Origin of the sequence: Pseudarthrobacter sp. NCCP-2145 (assembly GCF_023708005.1) — a bacterium.
Lineage (GTDB): Bacteria > Actinomycetota > Actinomycetes > Actinomycetales > Micrococcaceae > Arthrobacter > Arthrobacter oxydans.
This window is the reverse complement of record NZ_BRCG01000001.1, coordinates 97169-116198: the sequence shown is the minus strand read 5'-3', so window position 1 is coordinate 116198 and position 19030 is coordinate 97169. Positions and strand designations below refer to the sequence as shown.

Genomic DNA, 19030 nt, shown 5'->3' with positions numbered 1-19030 from the left:
GATGACACAGCAGTTCTATGTTTCACCCGAACAGCTGATGAAGGACCGCGCGGATTTTGCCCGCAAAGGCATTGCCCGCGGCAGGTCCGTCGTGGTCATCAGCTGCGAGGACGGAATCGCCCTCGTCGCCGAAAACCCTTCACCGTCCCTGCATAAGATCGGCGAGATCTACGACAAAATCGCCTTCGCCGCCGTCGGAAAATACAACGAGTTCGAGAGCCTCCGCCAGGCGGGTGTCCGCTACGCCGATGTGCGCGGGTACTCCTACGACCGGGAGGACGTCACCGCCAGGGGGCTGGCAAGCGTCTACGCGCAGAGCCTTGGGGCGGTGTTCACTGCAGAACAAAAGCCCTTCGAGGTGGAGCTGGCCGTGGCCGAGGTCGGGGCCACCCAGGCAGAAGACCACCTCTACCGGCTGACCTTTGACGGGTCCATCGCCGACGAACATTCCTTTGTTGTCATGGGCGGCCAGGCGGACAAAGTCTCCTCTGTCATTGGACAGGGCTGGCGCAGCTCCCTGGACTTCGCGGACGCAGTGCGACTTGCCATCACCGGCCTCGTTCCCCGGGGAGAAGCGGAAGAACAGGCAAAAGCACTTCCGGCAGGCGCGCTGGAGGTGGCGGTCCTGGACCGGCAGTCAGAAGCCACGCGCGGGTCCAGGCGCGCCTTCCGCCGGCTCAACGACGCGGACATCACTGCACTGCTGGCCTAGGAGGACAGGACCGATGGACAAGAGAATCTTCGGCATCGAAACCGAATTCGGGATTTCATACTCGAGCCCGGACTCGAGGCCCCTCGCCCCCGAGGAAGTGGCCCGCTACCTTTTCCGCAAGGTGGTCAGCTGGGGGCGTTCTTCCAACGTGTTCCTGACCAACGGCTCCAGGCTCTACCTTGACGTGGGATCCCACCCGGAATACGCCACCGCCGAATGCGACGACCTGGCGCAGCTCATCGCCCACGACAGGGCCGGAGAGCTGATCTTGGACGACCTCGTGGACGAGGCACAGGCCCGGCTGGCAGCCGAGGGCTTCAACGGAACGGTGTACCTCTTCAAGAACAACACCGACTCCGCCGGCAACTCCTACGGCAGCCACGAAAACTACCTCATTCCACGCCGCGGGGAGTTCTCCCGGCTCGCTGAGATCCTGATCCCGTTCCTGGTTACCCGCCAGCTGATCGCCGGTGCCGGAAAGATCCTGAAGACGCCCCACGGCGCAACCTACGCGTTCTCCCAGCGGGCCGACCACATCTGGGAGGGCGTTTCCTCCGCCACCACCAGGTCGCGTCCCATCATCAACACACGCGACGAGCCGCATGCTGACGCAGAGTTCTACCGCCGCCTCCATGTCATCGTGGGGGACTCGAACATGTCAGAAGCCACGGCCCTGATGAAAATCGGCACCGTGGACCTCGTCCTGCGGATGATCGAGGCCGGAGTGATCATGCGCGACATGAGGATGGAAAACCCCATCCGCAGCATCCGCGAGATTTCCCATGACCTCAGCGGCCGGGCACTGGTCCGGCTGGCCAACGGGCGCCAGCTCACCGCACTTGAAATCCAGCAGGAATACCTGACCAAGGTCACGGCATTCGTGAAGGAGCACGGCCCGCACAACCCGCATGTCCCGCTCATCCTCGACCTGTGGGAGCGGACCCTGAAGGCCATCGAAAGCGGCGACTTCCGCGGGATCGACACCGAAATCGACTGGGCCATCAAGAAAAAGCTCATGGACAAGTACCGTGAGCGGCACGGCCTGGGGCTGGACGCACCCCGGATAGCCCAGCTTGACCTTACCTACCATGACATCTCGCGCAGCCGCGGTCTCTACTACCTGCTGCAGTCACGCGGTGCGGTGCGCCGGATCGTGGACGATACGGTCATCAAGGACGCTGTGGACGTCCCTCCCCAGACCACACGGGCCAAGCTCCGCGGAGACTTTGTCCGCCGCGCACAGGAACTGGGCCGGGACTACACCGTGGACTGGGTCCACCTGAAGCTGAACGACCGGGCACACCAGACAATCCTGTGCAAGGACCCCTTCCGGAGCGTCGACGAGCGCGTGGATGCCCTCCTTGACTCTATGGGCTGACACCCAGCTTCAGGGGCTATTCTGGATAGGGCCCTTTAGAGGGCCCCCGCGATGCCGGCCGTTGCCATGCGGAACATCGCATCCACCCTGCCCCGACGAAAGTTCTCTTACGTGCGCCGACTACTAGCAATTCTTCTTCCCGGTCTGCTGCTGCTGACCGCCTGCGGCGGTTCAACCGCAGAGCCGGAACGCACCAGCGTTTCCGCCGGCGAGACTGCCAAGTTCGACTCCCTCAAACTGACCGACAACGGGGACAAGAAAGCTCCCGGAGTGGAATTCACCAAGCCACTGGAAGTGGCAGAACCCACCATCAAGGTCATCACCGAGGGCAGCGGCGAGCCCGTGAAGGCAAACCAGGTCGCCAACATCTCCATCCTGGCCCTCAACGGCACTGACGGCAGTACCCTTGAGGACACCTTTCCCGGTGAGCCCGAACCCCTTGAGCTCAACGACGAACTGAAGACCAGCAGCGAGGTCATCTACAACGCTTTCGTCGGTGCCAAGGTGGGCTCCAGCCTGGCCCTGGCTGTCCCCGGCCAGCAGAGCGCACCCGCCCCGAGCCCCTCGGACGGAGCAAGCCCGAGCCCCTCCGCGGCAGCCCAGCCCACACAGCTCCTGATCATCAAGGTCCTGTCCGCCGAGGACGTTGCGCCGGTTCTGGAAAAGCCCGAGGGCGAGACCGTCACCCCGCCGGCCGGACTGCCCACAGTGTCCGAAAAGGACGGTGTCCCCGAAATCAACGTTGAGGGTGTGGCTGCCCCGACGGCCCTGGTTTCCCAGGACCTCATCAAGGGCAACGGCGCCGCCGTGAAGGAAACCGACACCCTCACCGTGAACTACGTGGGCGTCACCCTGGAGGGCGGCACCAAATTCGACTCGAGCTTTGACCGCGGCGAACCCGCAAGCTTCCCGCTCACCGGCGTCATCAAGGGCTGGACCCAGGGCCTGGCCGGCAAGACGGTAGGCTCCCGCGTCCTCCTGGTCATCCCCAAGGACCTTGCCTACGGCGACGCCGGACAGGGTGAGGCCAAGGGCGACCTGGTGTTCGTCGTGGACATCCTCGGGGCTAAGTAGCAAACACAAGCATCACAGACATCAAAGGAGCAACCATGTCATTTGGACAGCGTGAATTCGACCGCCAGAAGCCCGAGATCGATTTCCCGGAGGGCGACGTCCCCACCGAACTGGTCATCACCGACCTCATTGAGGGCGACGGACGCGAAGCCAAAGCCGGCGACACCGTTTCCACCCACTACGTCGGCGTGGCCTGGTCCACCGGCGAAGAGTTCGACGCCTCCTGGGGCCGCGGTGCCCCGCTGGACTTCCGCGTGGGCGTCGGCCAGGTCATCCAGGGCTGGGACCAGGGCCTGCTTGGCATGAAGGTGGGCGGCCGCCGGCGCCTGGAGATCCCCTCGGAGCTGGCTTACGGCTCCCGCGGCGCCGGCGGAGCAATCGCTCCGAACGAAGCCCTGATCTTCGTAGTGGACCTCGTCGGAGTCCGCTAAAAAGGATCACCGGCAGCGACAAGAAGCGCGGCAGCACCAGGACGCACATCCTGGAGCTGCCGCGCTTCCTGCGTTCCGCCGCGGACTTTAGTAACGTAACCAGAGTGCCCGTATCCCGTACTGAACGCCTCCTCAACCTGCTGATCGCACTCCTGAACACCCGGTATGGGCTGCGCCGCAGTGAGCTGCGCGAAAAGGTCTACCACGATTCTTCCGGCAATGACGTGGCCTTCGGCCGGATGTTCGAGCGGGACAAAAACGACCTGCGCCAGTTCGGCTTCGAGGTGGAAACCCTGACGGATATGGGGTGGAGCGAGGATGATCCCGCCACCACCCGCTACCGCATCGGCAAGGAATCCAACCGCCTTCCGGATGTCCAGCTGGGGCCGGACGAATGGACTGTCCTCCTCCTGGCCTCACAGCTGTGGGAGCGTGCCGCCCTTGGCACTGCCGCGCAAAGCGCACTCCGGAAACTGCAGGCGTCGGGACGCCTTGCCGACGTCGCCCTTCCGGCCGGTGTCCAGCCCCGCATCAAGCCGGCAGGACAGGCCTTCGACGACCTGGTCTCTGCACTGCACGCCCGCCACCCGGTGACCTTCATGTACCTTGCGGGCAGCACAGGCAACGAGGAGCTGCGGACAGTGGAGCCGTGGGGCCTGGGCAGCCGGTTTGGCCAGTGGTACCTGGTAGGCCACGACCGCGCCCGGCAAGCACCGCGCCACTTCCGCCTTTCCCGCATCACCAGTGCGGTCACGACCCTGGAGAAGGAGTTGTACACGCCGCCGGCGGACTTCAACGTCCGCCGGGAGCTGGACCGCCTCCCTGAACTGCCGCTGCGCACCGCCGTCGTCGAGGTCCGCGAAGGAAAGCTGCTGGCACTGCGGCGGCGCAGTTCCGTTGAGGGTGGCGCGGCCGGCCGGCCTGGGAGCGGCTACGAGCGGCTGGCCGTGCAATACCGGGATCCCGAGGCACTGGCTGAGGAACTGGCCTCCTACGGACCGGACGCACAGGCCATAGCCCCGCCTGGGCTTGTGGCCGCAGTCCTCCGGAGGCTGCGCGCGGCTGCGGAGTTCAGCGCCGAACCTGCGCCTGCATACAGCTTCGGCGCAGCCCGCGCTGTTGCCGTCCGCAAACGCACGTCCGAGGACCAGCTCAAGCGGATGCTGCAGCTGGTGCCGTTCCTGGTGCACAACCAGGGCCTGCACATCCAGGACGTGGCAGACCGGTTCGGCATCACCAGGAAGGAGCTGGAGGACGATTTGCAGATCCTGATCTGCTCCGGCCTCCCGGAGGGGTACCCGGACGACCTCCTGGACATCCACTGGGACGACGACCATGTTTACATCACCCAGGACCTGGACCTCACAAAACCGGTCCGCTTCACTGTGGAGGAAGCCTGTGCCCTCCTGGCGGGGCTGGAGACGCTGAACGGCCTGCCGGAAGTGGCGGAGGGCGGCGCGCTGGAATCGGTGACCCTGAAGCTGCTGGCGGCCGCGGGCGAAGAAGGCCTCCGCGCGGCATCCCTTGCCGGCCCGGAAGTGGCACCTGCCGACGCTGCCACCCACGCCACGGTCAGGCAGGCCATCGAATCCCGCTCCCAGCTCCGCCTCCGCTACCTTTCGCCCCAGCAGGACACCATCACCGAGCGGGATGTGGACCCATTCCGCCTGTATTCGCTGGACAACACCTGGTACTTCGAGGCCTACTGCCACCTGGTGCACGGACTTCGGAACTTCCGCCTGGACCGTGTCCAAGACGTGCACCCGAACGGTGCTCCCGTCTCTGCCGGCATCACGCCCGCCGAAGGAGTCCCTGCCAGGCTCTTCACCGCCAGCGACGACGACACCACCGTCACCGTCCAGCTCACGCGGCGGGGGAGGGGGCTGGCGGACGACTACTACGCTGAACGCACGGCAGAGTTGCCCGACGGCGGGATGGTGGCCGAGATCCGGTTCGGCACGACGGACTGGCTGCCGATGTTCGTGGCCCAGCATGGCGGTTCTGCCAGGATCCTGGCACCAGGTGAGCTCGCGGAGGCGTCCCGCAGGTGGTTGGCGGCATCCCTGGCCAGGTACGGCGGCTAGACTTCTCAGCATGCCTTGGTGGTCCTGGATCCTGATATGGGTGGCGCTCGTTGCGCTCTCACTGCTCTTCTATGTCCTGTTGGGCATTCGCCTGTTCCGCCAGTTCATGGCGACCGTCAAGGATTTGGGGGCCGCCGGCGAGAAGCTGGGACACCTGGGCCCCATGGATGTGCCGGACGATGCCGATCCGGCAACGCCGCCGCCGGGTGCGGCGGTTTTTGCCTCGCCCACGCTCATGCGACATGATTACGAGGCATCCAAGTCGTCCCGACGGGAAATGCGCCGCCTGCGACGAGTGCAGCGCAAGAAAGACCGGGGCCAGCCCCAGGCGCTCGGCGATCTCGACTTTACTTAGAAGTAAAATGAACTTAGACGAAAGGATTTCCCGTGGGAAGACTCTTTGATGGCCCCTGGCCCATCGTAATTATCATTGTTGTTGCTTTGCTTCTCTTTGCCGCACCGAAACTTCCGGCCATGGCACGCAGCCTTGGACAGTCCATGCGGATCATCAAGTCCGAGGTCAAGGAAATGAAGAACGACGGCAAGCCCGAGTCCACCGACCCTTCAGGCCCGGTGGAAGGAACCATCGTCAACCACCCCAAGGCGAAGCCAGGCGAGCCGACCGACGGCACTGACGTTCCGCCGTCGAACCGCGCCTGACTCCCAGTGGCACTGTCGCGGGCCCGTAAAGCCAACCCCGAGGGGCGGATGGCTCTTTGGGACCACCTCAAAGAGCTGAAAAACCGGCTGATCAAGTCGGCCATCGGCGTCGTCATTGGCGGCATCGGAGGATGGATACTTTACGATCCGCTGCTGAAAGCCCTGGCCGATCCGGTCAACCGCATCTCCCAGCAGACGGGCGGGCTTTCGGCCATCAACTTCGGGACCATCGCGTCCCCCTTCGACTTCAAACTCCAGATGTCGCTGCTGATTGGCGTGGTGATCTCCAGCCCGATCTGGATTTACCAGTTGTGGGCCTTCATCACGCCCGGACTCACGTCCAAGGAGCGCCGGTACACACTGGGGTACATGGCGGCTGCGGTCCCGCTGTTCCTTGCCGGCATCTGGGCAGGCTGGCTCGTGGTCCCGCAGGTGGTCAGGGCACTCACCCAGTTCACCCCGGACGGTTCGTCCAGCGTCATCGATGCGCGCACCTACATCGAGTTCGTCACCCGGATGGTCCTGGTGCTGGGCGTCGCCTTCCTGGTGCCGGTGGTGCTGGTGGGCATCAACATGGCTGGCATCATCTCGGGCCAGACCATCCTGAAGGCCTGGCGCATCACGGTGTTCCTGGTGTTCGTCCTTGCCGCGATTGCCGCCCCCGGGGCCGACGCCATTTCGATGTTCATGCTGGCGGGGCCGCTGCTGGTGCTGTTCTTTGCGGCAATCGGCATTTGCCTGATGAACGACAAGCGCCGGGCGCGCCGGGAGGCCAAGCGGGCAGCTGAAACAGACGCAACAGCAGACATCGCCACCCCGGGCAGTGAGCTGAAGAACCTCTAGGCGCCCGTTAGGCTTGGGGTATGTCCTCCAACACCGGGCCTTCTTCCTCTGGACCGTTCCCTCCCGGACGCACTGATTTCGAAGAGCTTTCCCCCGCAGAGCGGTACCAGGCCAGCGCCGAACGCAGGGCCGAAGCTGCGACGTACCTCGGAGCGTTCGTCCGCACGCTCGACTTCGAGCTCGACGATTTCCAGCGGCAATCCTGCCGCTCCCTGCAGGAGGGCAGGGGAGTGCTGGTGGCGGCCCCCACGGGAGCCGGGAAAACGATCGTCGGGGAGTTCGCCATCTACCTCGCCCTGGAGCGTGGGCTCAAGGCGTTCTACACCACTCCGATCAAGGCCCTCAGCAACCAGAAGTTCACTGAGCTTGCCGAGAAGTACGGCGCCGGGAATGTAGGGCTGCTCACCGGCGACACAAGCATCAACGGTGACGCTCCCGTCGTCGTGATGACCACGGAAGTCCTCCGGAACATGCTGTACGCGGACTCGGCAACCCTTGACGACCTGGGCTATGTGGTGATGGATGAGGTCCATTACCTCGCCGACCGCTTCCGCGGCGCCGTCTGGGAGGAAGTCATCATCCACCTCCCCAGTGAGGTGCAGGTGGTCTCGCTCAGCGCCACCGTCTCCAACGCCGAGGAGTTCGGCGCGTGGCTGGACACCGTGCGCGGCGACACCGACATCATCGTTTCCGAGCACCGGCCGGTACCCCTGTGGCAACACGTTATGGTGGGGCGCCAGGTCATGGATCTGTTTGCCGGGGAAACCACCTTCGATGAAATCGCCCCGCCCGTGGACGGCGACGGGACGCAGCCGGTCCCGTCTGCTGACGGCACCAAGGGGCGCGGCTTCGACGTCAATCCGGACCTGCTGAAGGTGGCGCGCAGCGAAATCCAGCAGAACTTCCGCAGCCGCCAGGGAGGACCGGGCGGACGCGGCCAGCGCGGAAGGCGCGGCAATGACCGGCCCGGCCGGGGCGGAGACGAACGGGGTGTGCGCCCGGCCAGCCGGCCGCAGGTCATCGCAAGCCTTGACCGCATGGACCTGCTGCCCGCGATCACCTTCATCTTTTCCAGGGCGGGCTGTGACGCTGCGGTGGCGCAGTGCGTGGGATCCGGGCTGTGGCTCACCACGGAGAGGGAACAGGGCATCATCGCCCAGCGCGTTGATGAGGCCGGGCAGGACATTCCGCCCGATGACCTCGACGTCCTGGGCTTCTGGACCTGGCGTGACGGCCTGATCCGCGGCTTCGCAGCACACCACGCCGGCATGCTCCCCACCTTCAAGGAAGTGGTGGAGAAGCTCTTCGCTGATGGCTTGGTCAAAGCGGTTTTCGCCACGGAAACGCTGGCACTGGGCGTCAACATGCCTGCCCGTTCCGTGGTGCTCGAAAAGCTGGACAAGTTCAACGGTGAAGCCCACGTGGACATCACGGCCGGTGAGTACACCCAGCTGACCGGCCGTGCCGGCCGCCGCGGCATCGACGTGGAGGGCCACGCCGTGGTGCTGTGGCAGCCGGGAACGGATCCGACGGCGGTCGCCGGCCTTGCGTCGCGGCGCACCTACCCGCTGAACTCGAGTTTCCGGCCCACCTACAACATGAGCATCAACCTCCTGGCACAGTTTGGCCGGGCAAGGGCCCGCGAGATCCTTGAGTCCTCCTTTGCCCAGTTCCAGGCTGACCGGTCCGTGGTGGGATTGGCGCGGCAGGTGCGCAGCCGGGAGGAATCGCTGGCCGGGTACGCAAAGTCCATGACCTGCCATCTGGGTGACTTCACCGAGTACGCACGGCTGCGCAGGGAATTGTCCGACGCCGAAAACGCCGGCTCCCGCACCAAGTCCCGCGTCCGGAAATCGCTCAGTGACGACTCCCTTGCCCGGCTGTTGCCGGGTGACGTGGTGGACGTTCCCGGCGGCCGGGCACCGGGCCCGGCTATTGTGCTCAGTTCAGACCACACCAGCCGGGAGCCGCGGCCCGCCGTCCTGACGCTGGACAACCAGCTGCGCAGGATCGGGACCGACGACCTGGAGGGACCCATCGCTCCGGTGACGCGCATCCGCATTCCCAAATCCTTCAACGCCAAAGTGCCCAAGTCCCGCCGGGACCTGGCCTCCTCGGCCCGGAATGCACTGCGCGAAAACCGGCCGCCCGCGCCGGGCAATAACCGCAACAACGACTTTGGCCTCGCCACCGCACTGCCCAACCAGGAAAAGCGTATTGCGGACCTCCGCCGCGCGCTCCGTGCCCACCCATGCCATGGCTGCAGCGAACGCGAAGACCATGCCCGCTGGTCCGAGCGCTGGTGGAAGCTCCGCCGCGAGACAGACGGGCTGGTGCGGCAGATCCAGGGCAGGACCAACACCATAGCCAAGACCTTCGACCGCGTCTGTGATGTCCTTTCCACCTACGGGTACCTTGAACAGGCAGCGGACGGGCAGCTCTCCATCAGCCCTGACGGGCAGCGTCTCCGGCGGATTTATGGTGAGAAGGACCTGCTGATTTCCCAGTCGCTGCGGCTTGGCGCGTTTGACGACCTGGACGCCGTGGAGGTCGCGGCCCTCGCCAGCGTGCTGGTGTACCAGGCGAAACGCGAAGACCGCGGGCTGCGCCCACGGATGCCCAGCATTTCGCTGGAGACGTCGGTGGATATTGTCGTCCGTGAATGGTCCGCACTTGAGGATGTTGAAGAGGACAAGAAGCTGCCGCTGACCGGCGAACCTGAACTGGGGCTTGTCTGGCCTGTGTACAAGTGGGCCAAGGGCCGGCACCTGCAGGACGTCCTCAGCGGCACGGACCTGGCCGCAGGTGACTTTGTCCGCTGGGTCAAGCAGGTTGTGGACCTGCTGGACCAGCTCGCCAAGATCCCCGGGCTGGATCCGCGCCTGGCCAGGCTCTGTGCCGAGGCCATATCCCTGATCCGCCGCGGTGTCGTGGCGTATTCCTCCGTCCTCTGACCAGCAACGCCGGCTGCCCGCCGGCGCGCCCAACGCCAGGAGCACTGCCCCGTATGTCCCAGCCTGAACCGCTGCCCGCCCAGCGCGCAAAAACAGTCCTTTACCGGAACGGCTCCGTCTACACCGCCGCCGACCCCTTTGCCACGGCAATGGTGGTGGAAGGCGGCACCGTGGCCTGGGTGGGATCCGAGCAGGCAGCCACCTCCATCGCGGACAGCTCCATGGAAATCATCGATCTCCGCGGCGCCCTCGTTACCCCAGGGTTCGTGGACTCCCACATCCACCTGACGGAGACGGGTATTGCGCTGGACTCCCTCCGGCTGGGCGGAATCCGGTCAGCCACGGAACTGCTCGACGCCGTGGCAGCTGCCCCCGGAGACGGCCCGGTCCTGGGCCACGGCTGGGACGAAACCGCCTGGCCCGACAGCAGCCTGCCCACCGCCGCGGAACTGGAGCGGGCATCAGCGGGACGGCCGGTGTACCTGTCCCGGGTGGACGTACACTCCGCCCTGATTTCCGGGTCACTCGCCGCTGCGGCCGGGGTCAGTCAGTTGGACGGGTTCGACGGCGGTGCCAGAGTCCGCCGGGCCGCGCACACGGCCGCCCGGCAGGCAACCCGTCGCCAGCCCGAAGAAGTGTTGAAGCGGCACCAGGCGCGGGCACTGTCCGAAGCGGCAGCCAACGGCTACGTGGCGGTGGCCGAAATGGGCGCACCGCATATCGGCGGTGCCGAGGACCTGCGGCTTGCAGGGGCCTGGAACAGCGGTGCGTCCGGAACCGCGGGGGTCCCCGAGGTCCTGCCCTACTGGGGGGAACTGGCGTTCTCGGAGGAGCATGCCCGCAGCCTCCTGGACCAGTTTGGTTTCGCGGTGCGGGGACTCGCCGGCGACCTGAACATCGACGGTTCCGTGGGCTCCCGGACGGCTGCCCTGCGGTCCGGGTACAGCGATGCTCCTGGCGAGCAGGGCCACCTTTATCTCAGCGTGGAAGAGGCCGCGGCGCATCTGGCGGCCTGCTCGCTTGCCGGAGTCCAGGGCGGTTTCCACGTGATTGGCGACGCCGGGCTGGACGCCGCGCTGGCCGCGCTGGAACTGGCCGCCAAGGAAGTCGGGGAGCAGCGGGTGCGCGCTGCCGGCCACCGCTTTGAACACGTGGAGATGGTTGACTCGTCCGCCGTCGGGGTGTTGTCCCGGTATGCCGTAACGGTCAGTGCCCAGCCGTCGTTTGACGCCGCCTGGGGAGGCCCGGGAGGGCTCTATGAGAAGAGGCTGGGGGAGCGCAGCCGGTCCATGAACCCGTTCGCCAGCCTCTACGCAGCCGGGGTGCCTGTCTGCTTCGGCAGTGACAGCCCCGTGACGCCCCTGCGCCCCTGGTCCAGCGTGAGGGCGTGCCTGGAGCACCACAACGAGGATGAGCGGATCTCGGCCCGTGCCGCCTTCCTGGGCCACACGCGTGCGGGCTGGCGGGCGGCGAAGTACCCCGACCCGATGGCCGGCCAACTGGTCCCGGGGGCCCCCGCGAGTTTCGCTGTGTGGGAGGTTGAGGAACTGATGGTCCAGGTCGCCGACGGGCGGGTCCAGTCCTGGAGCACCGACCCGCGGGCGCGAACGCCGCTGCTGCCTGCCCTGGATACCGGCAGTGATCCGGTGTGCCTGCAGACTGTCCGCAACGGCGTCGAACTTTACGCAAGCCCGGCGCTGCGGTCCTGACCGGAGCGCTGCCGTCCTATAATTGATAGTTGCGCCCACCGCCGATCCGTTCGCAGCCGGGCGCACTGACCATTTCCCCCAGGAAAGGCCCCCTGTGCGAGTCCTCACCATCATTCCCACCTACAACGAACTGGAATCGCTGCCCAAGACCCTTGAGCGGCTTCGCGCGGCAGTTCCTGCGTCGGACGTCCTGGTGGTGGATGACAACAGCCCTGACGGCACCGGCCAGCTCGCGGACCGTTTCGCCGCTGAGGATTCCCAGGTTCATGTCCTGCACCGGAAGGGCAAGGAAGGGCTCGGAGCCGCGTACATTGCCGGCTTCAGGTGGGGCCTGGACGCCGGATATGACGTGCTGGTGGAGATGGACGCGGACGGTTCCCACCAGCCGGAGCAGCTTCCCCAGCTCCTGGAAGCTGTGGAGCAGGGCGCCGACCTTGCCATGGGCTCCCGCTGGGTTCCCGGCGGGAAGGTCGTGAACTGGCCGCTGTACCGCCAGGCCATTTCCCGGGTGGGCAGCACCTACGCCCGCCTCATGCTGGGGCTGAACATCAAGGATGTCACCGGCGGGTACCGCGCGTTCCGCAGGACAACGCTGGAGAAGCTCAACCTGGACCAGGTGGATTCCGTCGGGTACGGCTTCCAGGTGGACCTCGCCTTCCGGGTGGCCCGGATGGGACTCCGTATCGAGGAACGGCCCATCACTTTTGTTGAGCGGGAACTTGGAGCCTCCAAGATGAGCGGCAACATCGTGGTGGAGGCCATGATCAACGTCACCAAGTGGGGCCTGCAGGCACGCTGGAACACGCTGACCCGCAAGAAGGCATCCGGCCGCTCCTAGGGCTACAGCACCGCCGCCACGGCGGATGGCTCAACCAACGGAAAAGGGAGCCGCCCCGCACGAAAGTGCAGGGGCGGCTCCCTTTTCTGTCAGAGCAACAGTCCAAAACCTCTAGGCGGAGCGGCGCTCTCCGCGGCGTTCGCGCAGGATGGTCAGCCGGTCTTCGAGGATCTGCTCAAGCTCGGGCAGCGAGCGGCGTTCCAGGAGCATGTCCCAGTGGGTACGGACAGCTTTGTCGTTGCTGGTGTCGGGCCGTTCGCCATCAACCAGGAGCGCTTCCTTGCCGGTCTTGGAAACCCAGACAGGGGGAATTTCCGCTTCTGAGGAGAAGGTGACGAAGACCTGCTCGCCGTCCTCGCACCGGTACTCAACACGCTGGCGCGGAGCCGGCTCTACTCCGGACTCGGTTTCCATGCTCTGTGCACCAAGGCGCATGCCCCGCAGGCTGCGATCGCTCATGATTTCTCCCTCTGGTCGGTTCGCGGTGTACAACACCGCGCTAGCCGGTGGCGGCGAAGCGCCGCCGGACTACTGTGTGCTCTGTGCTGCATCTCTAGATTCAACGCATCGCGAAGCTTTGTTGTTCCAGCGGATCTGCTCCGGCCGGACAAATACACAATTATACCGGCATCCCGGTGGAACAGCCAAAAGGAGGGACCCGCCCTGAAGCGGATCCCTCCCTCTTGGCCGGCCAGGATGCTGAATCCGGGTGCCGGGTGCCGGGTTCTAGGGTTCGGACGGCTTGGCCCCGACTTCGTCGAACAGGCCGCCTGCGGATTCAGGGGTAGTCCCGCCCAGTGCGTTGCCGATTCCCTTGAGTGCCTCGCCGACCTCGCTGGGAATGATCCACAGCTTGTTCGAGGAGCCCTCCGCCAGCTTGGGCAGTGTCTGCAGGTACTGGTAGGCCAGCAGTTTCTGGTCCGGATTGCCCTTGTGGATGGCGTCGAACACCTTCTGGATGGCCTGCGCTTCGCCGTCAGCACGGAGGATTGCCGCTTTGGCGTCACCTTCAGCCGCAAGGATCGAGGCCTGGCGCTGGCCCTCAGCGGTCAGGATGGCTGACTGCTTGGTTCCCTCGGCAGTAAGGATGGCCGCGCGCCGGTCGCGCTCGGCGCGCATCTGCTTCTCCATCGAATCCTGGATGGAGTGGGGCGGATCGATGGCCTTCAGCTCCACACGGGAAACCCGGATTCCCCACCGGCCGGTGGCCTCGTCCAGGACGCCGCGGAGCTGGCCGTTGATCTGGTCGCGGGAGGTGAGTGCCTCCTCCAGGTTCAGGCCGCCAACGACGTTGCGCAGGGTAGTGGTGGTCAGTTGTTCAACGGCCTGGATGTAGTTGGCAATCTCGTACGTGGCCGCGCGCGGATCAGTTACCTGGAAGTAGACCACGGTGTCGATGGAGACCACCAGATTGTCCTCGGTGATGACGGGCTGCGGCGGGAATGACACCACTTGCTCACGAAGATCGAGCAGAGGCAGGAGCCGGTCAACGAAAGGTATCAGGATGGTCAGTCCCGGATTAAGCGTCCTCTGATATTTGCCCAGCCGCTCAACTACTCCCGCGCGGGCCTGCGGAATGATCCGGACCGCACGGACCAGAACGATAATCACAAACACGATCAGGACCACCAGCACTATGGCGAGTGCGGCTCCTCCTGCGTTATCCATACATCTCCTTTTTCCCCAATTGATCAGGCTGTATCAGGACTTGCCGTCGGCTTCCGATGCCGCCGAGACGACGGCAGTGGCGCCGTCTATCGCGGCTACGACTACTTTTTGTCCGGCGGGAAGGACCCCCGCCGCGGAGCGCGCACTCCAGATGTCCCCGCCGATTTTCACCAGGCCGCCGTCGGACGAGACGGGCTCCATCACTACTGCCTGCTCGCCGATCAGCCGGTCTACATTGGTCCGCTGCTCGGACGGCCCCTTCTTCAGGTGGGACAGGGCCACAGGCCGGACAAACGCAATCATGAGCAGGGAAACGACGCAGAAAACCACAATCTGCAGCCAGGGGTCCGCGCCGGCGAAATCCGCCACCATGGCGGCGAGGGTACCTCCACCAAGCATGATGAAAAAAAGGTCAAGCGTGATCATCTCGATCACTGCAAAAGCGAGGAAAGCCGAGAGCCACAGTGCCCACCAGTTTTCGCCCAACCATTCAAACATCGTGCTCCCCCTTCGCTACGGGAGGCCCCATCCAGGGCCGGCCAGTAACTGTCCTTCCATCGTAGTGCTGGCGTCCGCCTTATGGGGGGCGCTGCACTTGTGTGGGGGGATAGTGGCCAAGTCGTTACCCTGGCGGGGGCTCTGCGGGCCGGAAGACAGTGAGCCGGAACCTTGCCTCGGTGTGAATGGTCCCGGGCTCGTTCTCGAGCCGGCCTGCGATGGCACTGAGGTCGAGGTGGTGCCCTGCGGGTCCCATGAAGGCAAGGTCGGCTGCTTCCTTGCGGGTCAGCGATAAGGGAAATTCGATGTCGAGGGTTTCCGCGGCGGTGAAATGGGGGGCCATCGCCGCAGCCAGCCGGCTGTCCTTGCCTTCTTCAATACCGAGCATGCCTGTGATGCGGGCAATGGAGCCGAGGTGCCCGGAGCGTGGCGTGACCACCACCAGCCGGCCCGTTGGCCGCAGGACACGGGCGAACTCCGGGGCATTGCGCGGCGCGAATATGACCGTGATGGCGTCGACCGAATTGCCGGCCACCGGCAGCGGCTGCCACACGTCCCAGACCAGGTTCAATGCCTCGCTGTTGAGCCGGGCAGCGCGCCGGAGGGCGAACTTGGAGATGTCCATGCCCACGGCGGCTACGCTCCGGCCCGCTGCTGCCGCGTGGTCCAGCAGGACCCGCAGGTAATGTCCGGTTCCGGTTCCGGAGTCCAGGACGACGGCGGGTTTGCAGGTCAGGGAAGGTACGACGGCGGCCGCTACGGCTTCTGCGAGGGGCCGGTAGTGCCCGCCCGCCAGGAAGTTGAACCGGGCCTCCACCATCCCGGCGGTATCAGCCTCGAAGGCGGTGCCTTTGCCCACGAGCAGGTTGTAATAGCCCTGCCGGGCCGCATCGAAGCTGTGCCCGGAGCTGCAGCGAAGGCGGCTCTGTCCTGGGGCATCCGGCCCCACCCGCTCCAACGGCTGGGAACAAACAGGGCACAGCAGCGGGAGGTCCGCGGGGGAAGGCATAGCCACTATCTTAAGGCTGTCTACAGGGCTGCCCGGCGGGCAGAGGCAAGGGTGCTGCGCATGGCTGCCTTCGCCGTACCTGTGACAGCCATACCTGTGACAGCCGTACCTGTGACAGCCATACCTGTGACAGCCGTACCTTGATCAGAGGAGGGTGACGGGTCCGTCGCCGAACCCAAGCCCCTCACGCGCCTTGCCGATTCCGGGCTCAGCCCAGTGGGCGGCGTACTCGGCGTTGCTGCTGAGCGAGCGCAGCTGGGCGCGGTCAATGTAGAGAACGCCGTTCAGGTGGTCTGTCTCGTGCTGCACGATGCGGGCCTGCCAGCCTGAGAACTCCCTCTGTGCCCGTGAGCCATCCGGCACCTGGAAGTCCAGCAGGACTCTTTCGGGCCGTGCAACCACTGCCTGCAGTCCGTTCAGGGAGAGGCAACCCTCATAAAAGGACGCCAGCTCCGTGCCCAGCGGGGAGTACCGGGGGTTCAGGAGCGCCATGAACTCCAAGGGACTCCGCTTCCGCACCGCTGCCGCCTCGGGGTCGACGTCGTACTGGTCCTCAATGACGGCTATCTGGAGTGGTATGCCGAGCTGCGGCGCTGCCAGCCCCACTCCCGGAGCCTCATGCATCACCTGCCGCATGAGTTCGATGAGCCGGTCCAGCTGGCCGGGAGACAGCTGCCCGTCAAAAGCGGCGGCGCGCCGGCGCAGGGCGGGATGCCCGGCCTGCACGATGGGCGGCAGCGTCCCCGCCGACAGGATCTGCTCCACAGTCTCCCTGATCTGTTCGTCGCTGAGGGTGGTCTCCGGCGGATTCTGGCTCATGGGGAAAAGCCTACTGGCGGTGTGCGGTCCTGCCCGCCGGCCTGGGCTAGTGTCTTTTCCATGGCTGAACACCCCTCCCTGAATACCCCCGCACTGGACTGCGTCCTCGGATTCATCCGGGTCCTCGAAGCAGGCGGCGGATCCGCTGAGCTCCGGCCCTTCCTGGCGGAATCCTTCGTGCTGGTCGAAGCGCCGCACCTCCTGGCTCCGGAAGGTTCCACCCGGACGCTGGCCTCTGTCCTTGCCGGTGCCGACCAGAGTTCGGAGGTGGTGTCAGACCAGGAGTTCAGCATCAGGCGCACCACCTGTGAAGGCGGGAGGGTGGCGGTGGAGGCGGACTGGTCGGCGACAGTGCTGCTGGATCTGCCGTACTGGGACAGGGGAGAGACCATCCGAGCCAGGACGTCATCGGTCTTCGAGGTCAGGGACGGCAGGATTGTGAGCCAGGACAGCTACGACTGCTACTTCCGCGGTAGTTCCTAACGGGCGTGCCCTTCCGGCGCTCGTGGCTGCTGCATGGTGAAGCGCCTGGCCGTCCACCGGTTAAGTGCCGGAACCGATGCGGCGGTGCCAATGGCCAGGTTCCGCAGCTGCAGGAAGGGCGACGGCAGGGGACGGCCCAGCATCATGTTGATTTCGGACTGGCGCCTGGCGATGACGGCGGCCCGCCACTGCCGGGCCTCGAACTCCTTCAGTGCCTCTTCCACCGGCTCTCCTGCCAGGCCCTGGCGGATCAGGGGCGACAGGGCCCGGGCAGCCATCCAGCCAAGATTCATGCCCTGGCCGCCGATCGGGCTGATTTCGTGCGCAGCGTCCCCGATCAGCAGCGCCCGTCCCGCCACGGTGCGGCGGGCCAGGGCGGACCGCACGCTGAACGCGCTCAGCATGGTGTTGGTCTCCACGTCCGGCAGGATTCCCGTCCGCTGCAGCACCAGGCGGGCCAATCGGCGGGCGTCTGCCGCCTCCGCCGGCTTGCCGAGGCGCACCACCCACCGCCGCAGACCGGCCGGCAGCGGGAATGACTCAACGATTCCCCCGGATTCAAGGTACAGGACTGCCATCTGCCCGTGGTGTCCGGAGTCCGCAAAGTCGCCCATCAGGTAGTGGTCCGGATAGGCCTTGGTGCGGACGGGCACGCCAAGCACCTGGCGCATCCGCGATTTCGCGCCGTCGGCGGCGACCACATAGGACGCCGTGAGGTCCCGCGGTCCCGTCCCTCCAGCGGAAGGTTCGACGACGACGGCGGCCCTTGCGCCGTCGTCGTGCAGTCCCGTAACCCTGACGCCCCTGACAATGGCCCCGCTGTCGAGGGCAAGGACGCGATCCTCCAAAAGCTGTTCTGTCCGGTGCTGGGGAAGGGCCAGTACGAACGGGAAGGCTGCGGATACGCCGTCGAAGGACATGCTCCCCACTGTTCGTCCGCCGCTGACCGCAAGGCCTGTACGGATCGGTACCCCCTCCTGCACCATGGCGGCGGCCAGCTGTACCTGGTCCAGAGCGTCGAGGGCGGGCGGGTGGATTCCGATGGCGCGGGTATGGATGTTCCGTTCCGTCCTCTGTTCGATGATGCGGACCGAGACTCCCTCCTGGAGGAGCGCAGCGGCCAGGTAAAGGCCCACCGGTCCGCCGCCAACGATCACCACGTCCGTAGCCATGTCAGTTCCCCTGGTATTCGAGGACCTGGTGGAAGGCGCTGCCGGTCCGGACCGCCCAGCCCGGGGGAGCGAGGGCCCTTAGTTCCGCGCGCGTATAGCTCCGGCGGATGGAGGTCAGCCCGTCCGCGCGGATGAAAGAGTGGCGGAAAGGAAGTGCTGCAGCACTGAACAGGGCGTAGGCGGCGGGGCTGCGGCGGAGATCGTTGTGGAGCGCTGCTTTCCGGGCAAGCGTTTCCGAGTGCGCCAGCAGCTCCTGGAGCTGGCCGGCATCAAGGTGGTGGAGGACATGGTTCGAGATCACAAAGTCGTACTGCCTGCCCTCCTGTACGAGGTCGGCACTGTGGGCCAGACGGAAACTGACGCCCGGAACGGCAGTCCTGCGGAGGGCGAAGGCGGCGGCGCGGGGATCCGGATCAATGCCTGTGATGTGGAGTGCGAGCCGGTCGCGTGCGGCCCAGCGCGCCAGCATGGTGGCGAGGTCGCCGCCTCCCGACCCGATGTCCAGGAGCGTTCCCGGGCGGGAGGTGGCTGCAAGGAAGGGGCGCAGTTCACGAACGTACAGGCGCCGCCATCCGGACAGCACGCGGTTCACCAGGGCAAACTGCCTGTAGGTATTGTCCAGGGCCTCGGGGTCGCAGTCGGGCAGGTCCATGATCTCCGTGGCCCCGGCGTCGCGCTGCCGCAGCAGGAAGTCCACC

General features: G+C 65.7%; 19 protein-coding genes. 12 read left to right on the top strand and 7 right to left on the bottom strand.

Annotated features, from left to right (window positions below; translation table 11 throughout):
- Position 1: 1 nt before the first annotated feature.
- From prcA to NFU08_RS00485, 11 genes are all read left to right on the top strand, one after another.
- Positions 2-712 carry a proteasome subunit alpha gene (gene prcA, locus NFU08_RS00535; protein ID WP_174174452.1) on the top strand — a complete coding sequence of 237 codons (711 nt, stop codon included), beginning with the start codon at positions 2-4 and terminating at the stop codon, positions 710-712.
- Between the two features lie 13 nt (positions 713-725).
- Positions 726-2090 carry a Pup--protein ligase gene (gene pafA / locus NFU08_RS00530; protein WP_104187131.1) on the top strand — a complete coding sequence of 455 codons (1365 nt, stop codon included), beginning with the start codon at positions 726-728 and terminating at the stop codon, positions 2088-2090.
- A gap of 111 nt (positions 2091-2201) precedes the next feature.
- Entirely contained in the window at positions 2202-3164 is a 963-nt protein-coding gene (locus tag NFU08_RS00525; protein ID WP_251420226.1) for an FKBP-type peptidyl-prolyl cis-trans isomerase, read from the top strand.
- A 35-nt stretch (positions 3165-3199) separates the two neighbouring features.
- The gene (locus NFU08_RS00520) at positions 3200-3595 is read left to right on the top strand and encodes an FKBP-type peptidyl-prolyl cis-trans isomerase (RefSeq protein WP_066275847.1); all 396 of its coding nucleotides are present in this window, start codon (positions 3200-3202) and stop codon (positions 3593-3595) included.
- Between the two features lie 104 nt (positions 3596-3699).
- Positions 3700-5679, top strand: coding sequence for a YafY family protein (locus tag NFU08_RS00515; protein ID WP_251420109.1), 1980 nt, complete (start codon positions 3700-3702; stop codon positions 5677-5679).
- A gap of 10 nt (positions 5680-5689) precedes the next feature.
- Positions 5690-6034, top strand: coding sequence for a hypothetical protein (locus tag NFU08_RS00510; RefSeq protein WP_174174448.1), 345 nt, complete (start codon positions 5690-5692; stop codon positions 6032-6034).
- 32 nt (positions 6035-6066) lie between these two features.
- Positions 6067-6339: a Sec-independent protein translocase subunit TatA gene (gene tatA, locus NFU08_RS00505; RefSeq protein ID WP_174174446.1), complete on the top strand. Its 273-nt coding sequence runs from the start codon at positions 6067-6069 to the stop codon at positions 6337-6339.
- A gap of 48 nt (positions 6340-6387) precedes the next feature.
- Positions 6388-7182, top strand: a complete 795-nt coding sequence (tatC, locus tag NFU08_RS00500) for a twin-arginine translocase subunit TatC (RefSeq protein ID WP_174174444.1) — start codon at positions 6388-6390, stop codon at positions 7180-7182.
- 20 nt (positions 7183-7202) lie between these two features.
- Entirely contained in the window at positions 7203-10136 is a 2934-nt protein-coding gene (locus NFU08_RS00495; RefSeq protein WP_174174442.1) for an RNA helicase, read from the top strand.
- A gap of 53 nt (positions 10137-10189) precedes the next feature.
- On the top strand, positions 10190-11845 hold the full coding sequence (locus NFU08_RS00490; RefSeq protein WP_251420108.1) for an amidohydrolase: 1656 nt from the start codon (positions 10190-10192) through the stop codon (positions 11843-11845).
- Positions 11846-11939: 94 nt separating this feature from the next.
- A complete protein-coding gene (locus NFU08_RS00485; protein ID WP_174174438.1) occupies positions 11940-12683 on the top strand; it encodes a polyprenol monophosphomannose synthase in 744 nt (247 codons plus the stop codon).
- Between the two features lie 111 nt (positions 12684-12794).
- Here the strand turns inward: NFU08_RS00485 and NFU08_RS00480 are convergent, their stop codons facing one another.
- From NFU08_RS00480 to NFU08_RS00460, 5 genes are all read right to left on the bottom strand, one after another.
- On the bottom strand, positions 12795-13142 hold the full coding sequence (locus NFU08_RS00480) for an RNA polymerase-binding protein RbpA (RefSeq protein WP_013600997.1): 348 nt from the start codon (positions 13140-13142) through the stop codon (positions 12795-12797).
- Positions 13143-13409: 267 nt separating this feature from the next.
- Positions 13410-14351 carry an SPFH domain-containing protein gene (locus NFU08_RS00475; RefSeq protein ID WP_066275863.1) on the bottom strand — a complete coding sequence of 314 codons (942 nt, stop codon included), beginning with the start codon at positions 14349-14351 and terminating at the stop codon, positions 13410-13412.
- 33 nt (positions 14352-14384) lie between these two features.
- Positions 14385-14849 (bottom strand): NfeD family protein, encoded by a 465-nt coding sequence (locus NFU08_RS00470; protein WP_174174436.1) that lies wholly within the window; start codon positions 14847-14849, stop codon positions 14385-14387.
- Positions 14850-14973: 124 nt separating this feature from the next.
- On the bottom strand, positions 14974-15858 hold the full coding sequence (locus NFU08_RS00465) for a putative RNA methyltransferase (RefSeq protein ID WP_251420107.1): 885 nt from the start codon (positions 15856-15858) through the stop codon (positions 14974-14976).
- Positions 15859-16002: 144 nt separating this feature from the next.
- Positions 16003-16677: a peptide deformylase gene (locus tag NFU08_RS00460; RefSeq protein WP_251420106.1), complete on the bottom strand. Its 675-nt coding sequence runs from the start codon at positions 16675-16677 to the stop codon at positions 16003-16005.
- A 60-nt stretch (positions 16678-16737) separates the two neighbouring features.
- On the opposite strand from NFU08_RS00460, the gene NFU08_RS00455 reads away from it, so the two are divergent.
- On the top strand, positions 16738-17160 hold the full coding sequence (locus NFU08_RS00455) for a nuclear transport factor 2 family protein (RefSeq protein WP_174174430.1): 423 nt from the start codon (positions 16738-16740) through the stop codon (positions 17158-17160).
- Here NFU08_RS00455 and NFU08_RS00450 read toward each other — a convergent pair.
- Together NFU08_RS00450 and NFU08_RS00445 are read right to left on the bottom strand one after the other, a co-directional pair.
- Positions 17157-18332 (bottom strand): NAD(P)/FAD-dependent oxidoreductase, encoded by a 1176-nt coding sequence (locus tag NFU08_RS00450; protein WP_251420105.1) that lies wholly within the window; start codon positions 18330-18332, stop codon positions 17157-17159. The two genes, NFU08_RS00455 and NFU08_RS00450, sit on opposite strands and share 4 nt — an antisense overlap.
- Position 18333: 1 nt before the next feature.
- Positions 18334-18984 carry a methyltransferase domain-containing protein gene (locus tag NFU08_RS00445; protein ID WP_251420225.1) on the bottom strand — a complete coding sequence of 217 codons (651 nt, stop codon included), beginning with the start codon at positions 18982-18984 and terminating at the stop codon, positions 18334-18336.
- Between the last annotated feature and the right edge of the window lie 46 nt (positions 18985-19030).

Coding starts and splice junctions, on each gene's coding strand:
- prcA (WP_174174452.1), top strand. CDS start 2: ATGACACAGCAGTTCTATGTTTCACCCGAACAGCTGATGAAGGACCGC.
- pafA (WP_104187131.1), top strand. CDS start 726: ATGGACAAGAGAATCTTCGGCATCGAAACCGAATTCGGGATTTCATAC.
- NFU08_RS00520 (WP_066275847.1), top strand. CDS start 3,200: ATGTCATTTGGACAGCGTGAATTCGACCGCCAGAAGCCCGAGATCGAT.
- NFU08_RS00510 (WP_174174448.1), top strand. CDS start 5,690: ATGCCTTGGTGGTCCTGGATCCTGATATGGGTGGCGCTCGTTGCGCTC.
- tatC (WP_174174444.1), top strand. CDS start 6,388: ATGGCTCTTTGGGACCACCTCAAAGAGCTGAAAAACCGGCTGATCAAG.
- NFU08_RS00495 (WP_174174442.1), top strand. CDS start 7,203: ATGTCCTCCAACACCGGGCCTTCTTCCTCTGGACCGTTCCCTCCCGGA.
- NFU08_RS00490 (WP_251420108.1), top strand. CDS start 10,190: ATGTCCCAGCCTGAACCGCTGCCCGCCCAGCGCGCAAAAACAGTCCTT.
- NFU08_RS00480 (WP_013600997.1), bottom strand. CDS start 13,142: ATGAGCGATCGCAGCCTGCGGGGCATGCGCCTTGGTGCACAGAGCATG.
- NFU08_RS00475 (WP_066275863.1), bottom strand. CDS start 14,351: ATGGATAACGCAGGAGGAGCCGCACTCGCCATAGTGCTGGTGGTCCTG.
- NFU08_RS00470 (WP_174174436.1), bottom strand. CDS start 14,849: ATGTTTGAATGGTTGGGCGAAAACTGGTGGGCACTGTGGCTCTCGGCT.
- NFU08_RS00465 (WP_251420107.1), bottom strand. CDS start 15,858: ATGCCTTCCCCCGCGGACCTCCCGCTGCTGTGCCCTGTTTGTTCCCAG.
- NFU08_RS00460 (WP_251420106.1), bottom strand. CDS start 16,677: ATGAGCCAGAATCCGCCGGAGACCACCCTCAGCGACGAACAGATCAGG.
- NFU08_RS00455 (WP_174174430.1), top strand. CDS start 16,738: ATGGCTGAACACCCCTCCCTGAATACCCCCGCACTGGACTGCGTCCTC.
- NFU08_RS00450 (WP_251420105.1), bottom strand. CDS start 18,332: ATGGCTACGGACGTGGTGATCGTTGGCGGCGGACCGGTGGGCCTTTAC.
- NFU08_RS00445 (WP_251420225.1), bottom strand. CDS start 18,984: ATGGACCTGCCCGACTGCGACCCCGAGGCCCTGGACAATACCTACAGG.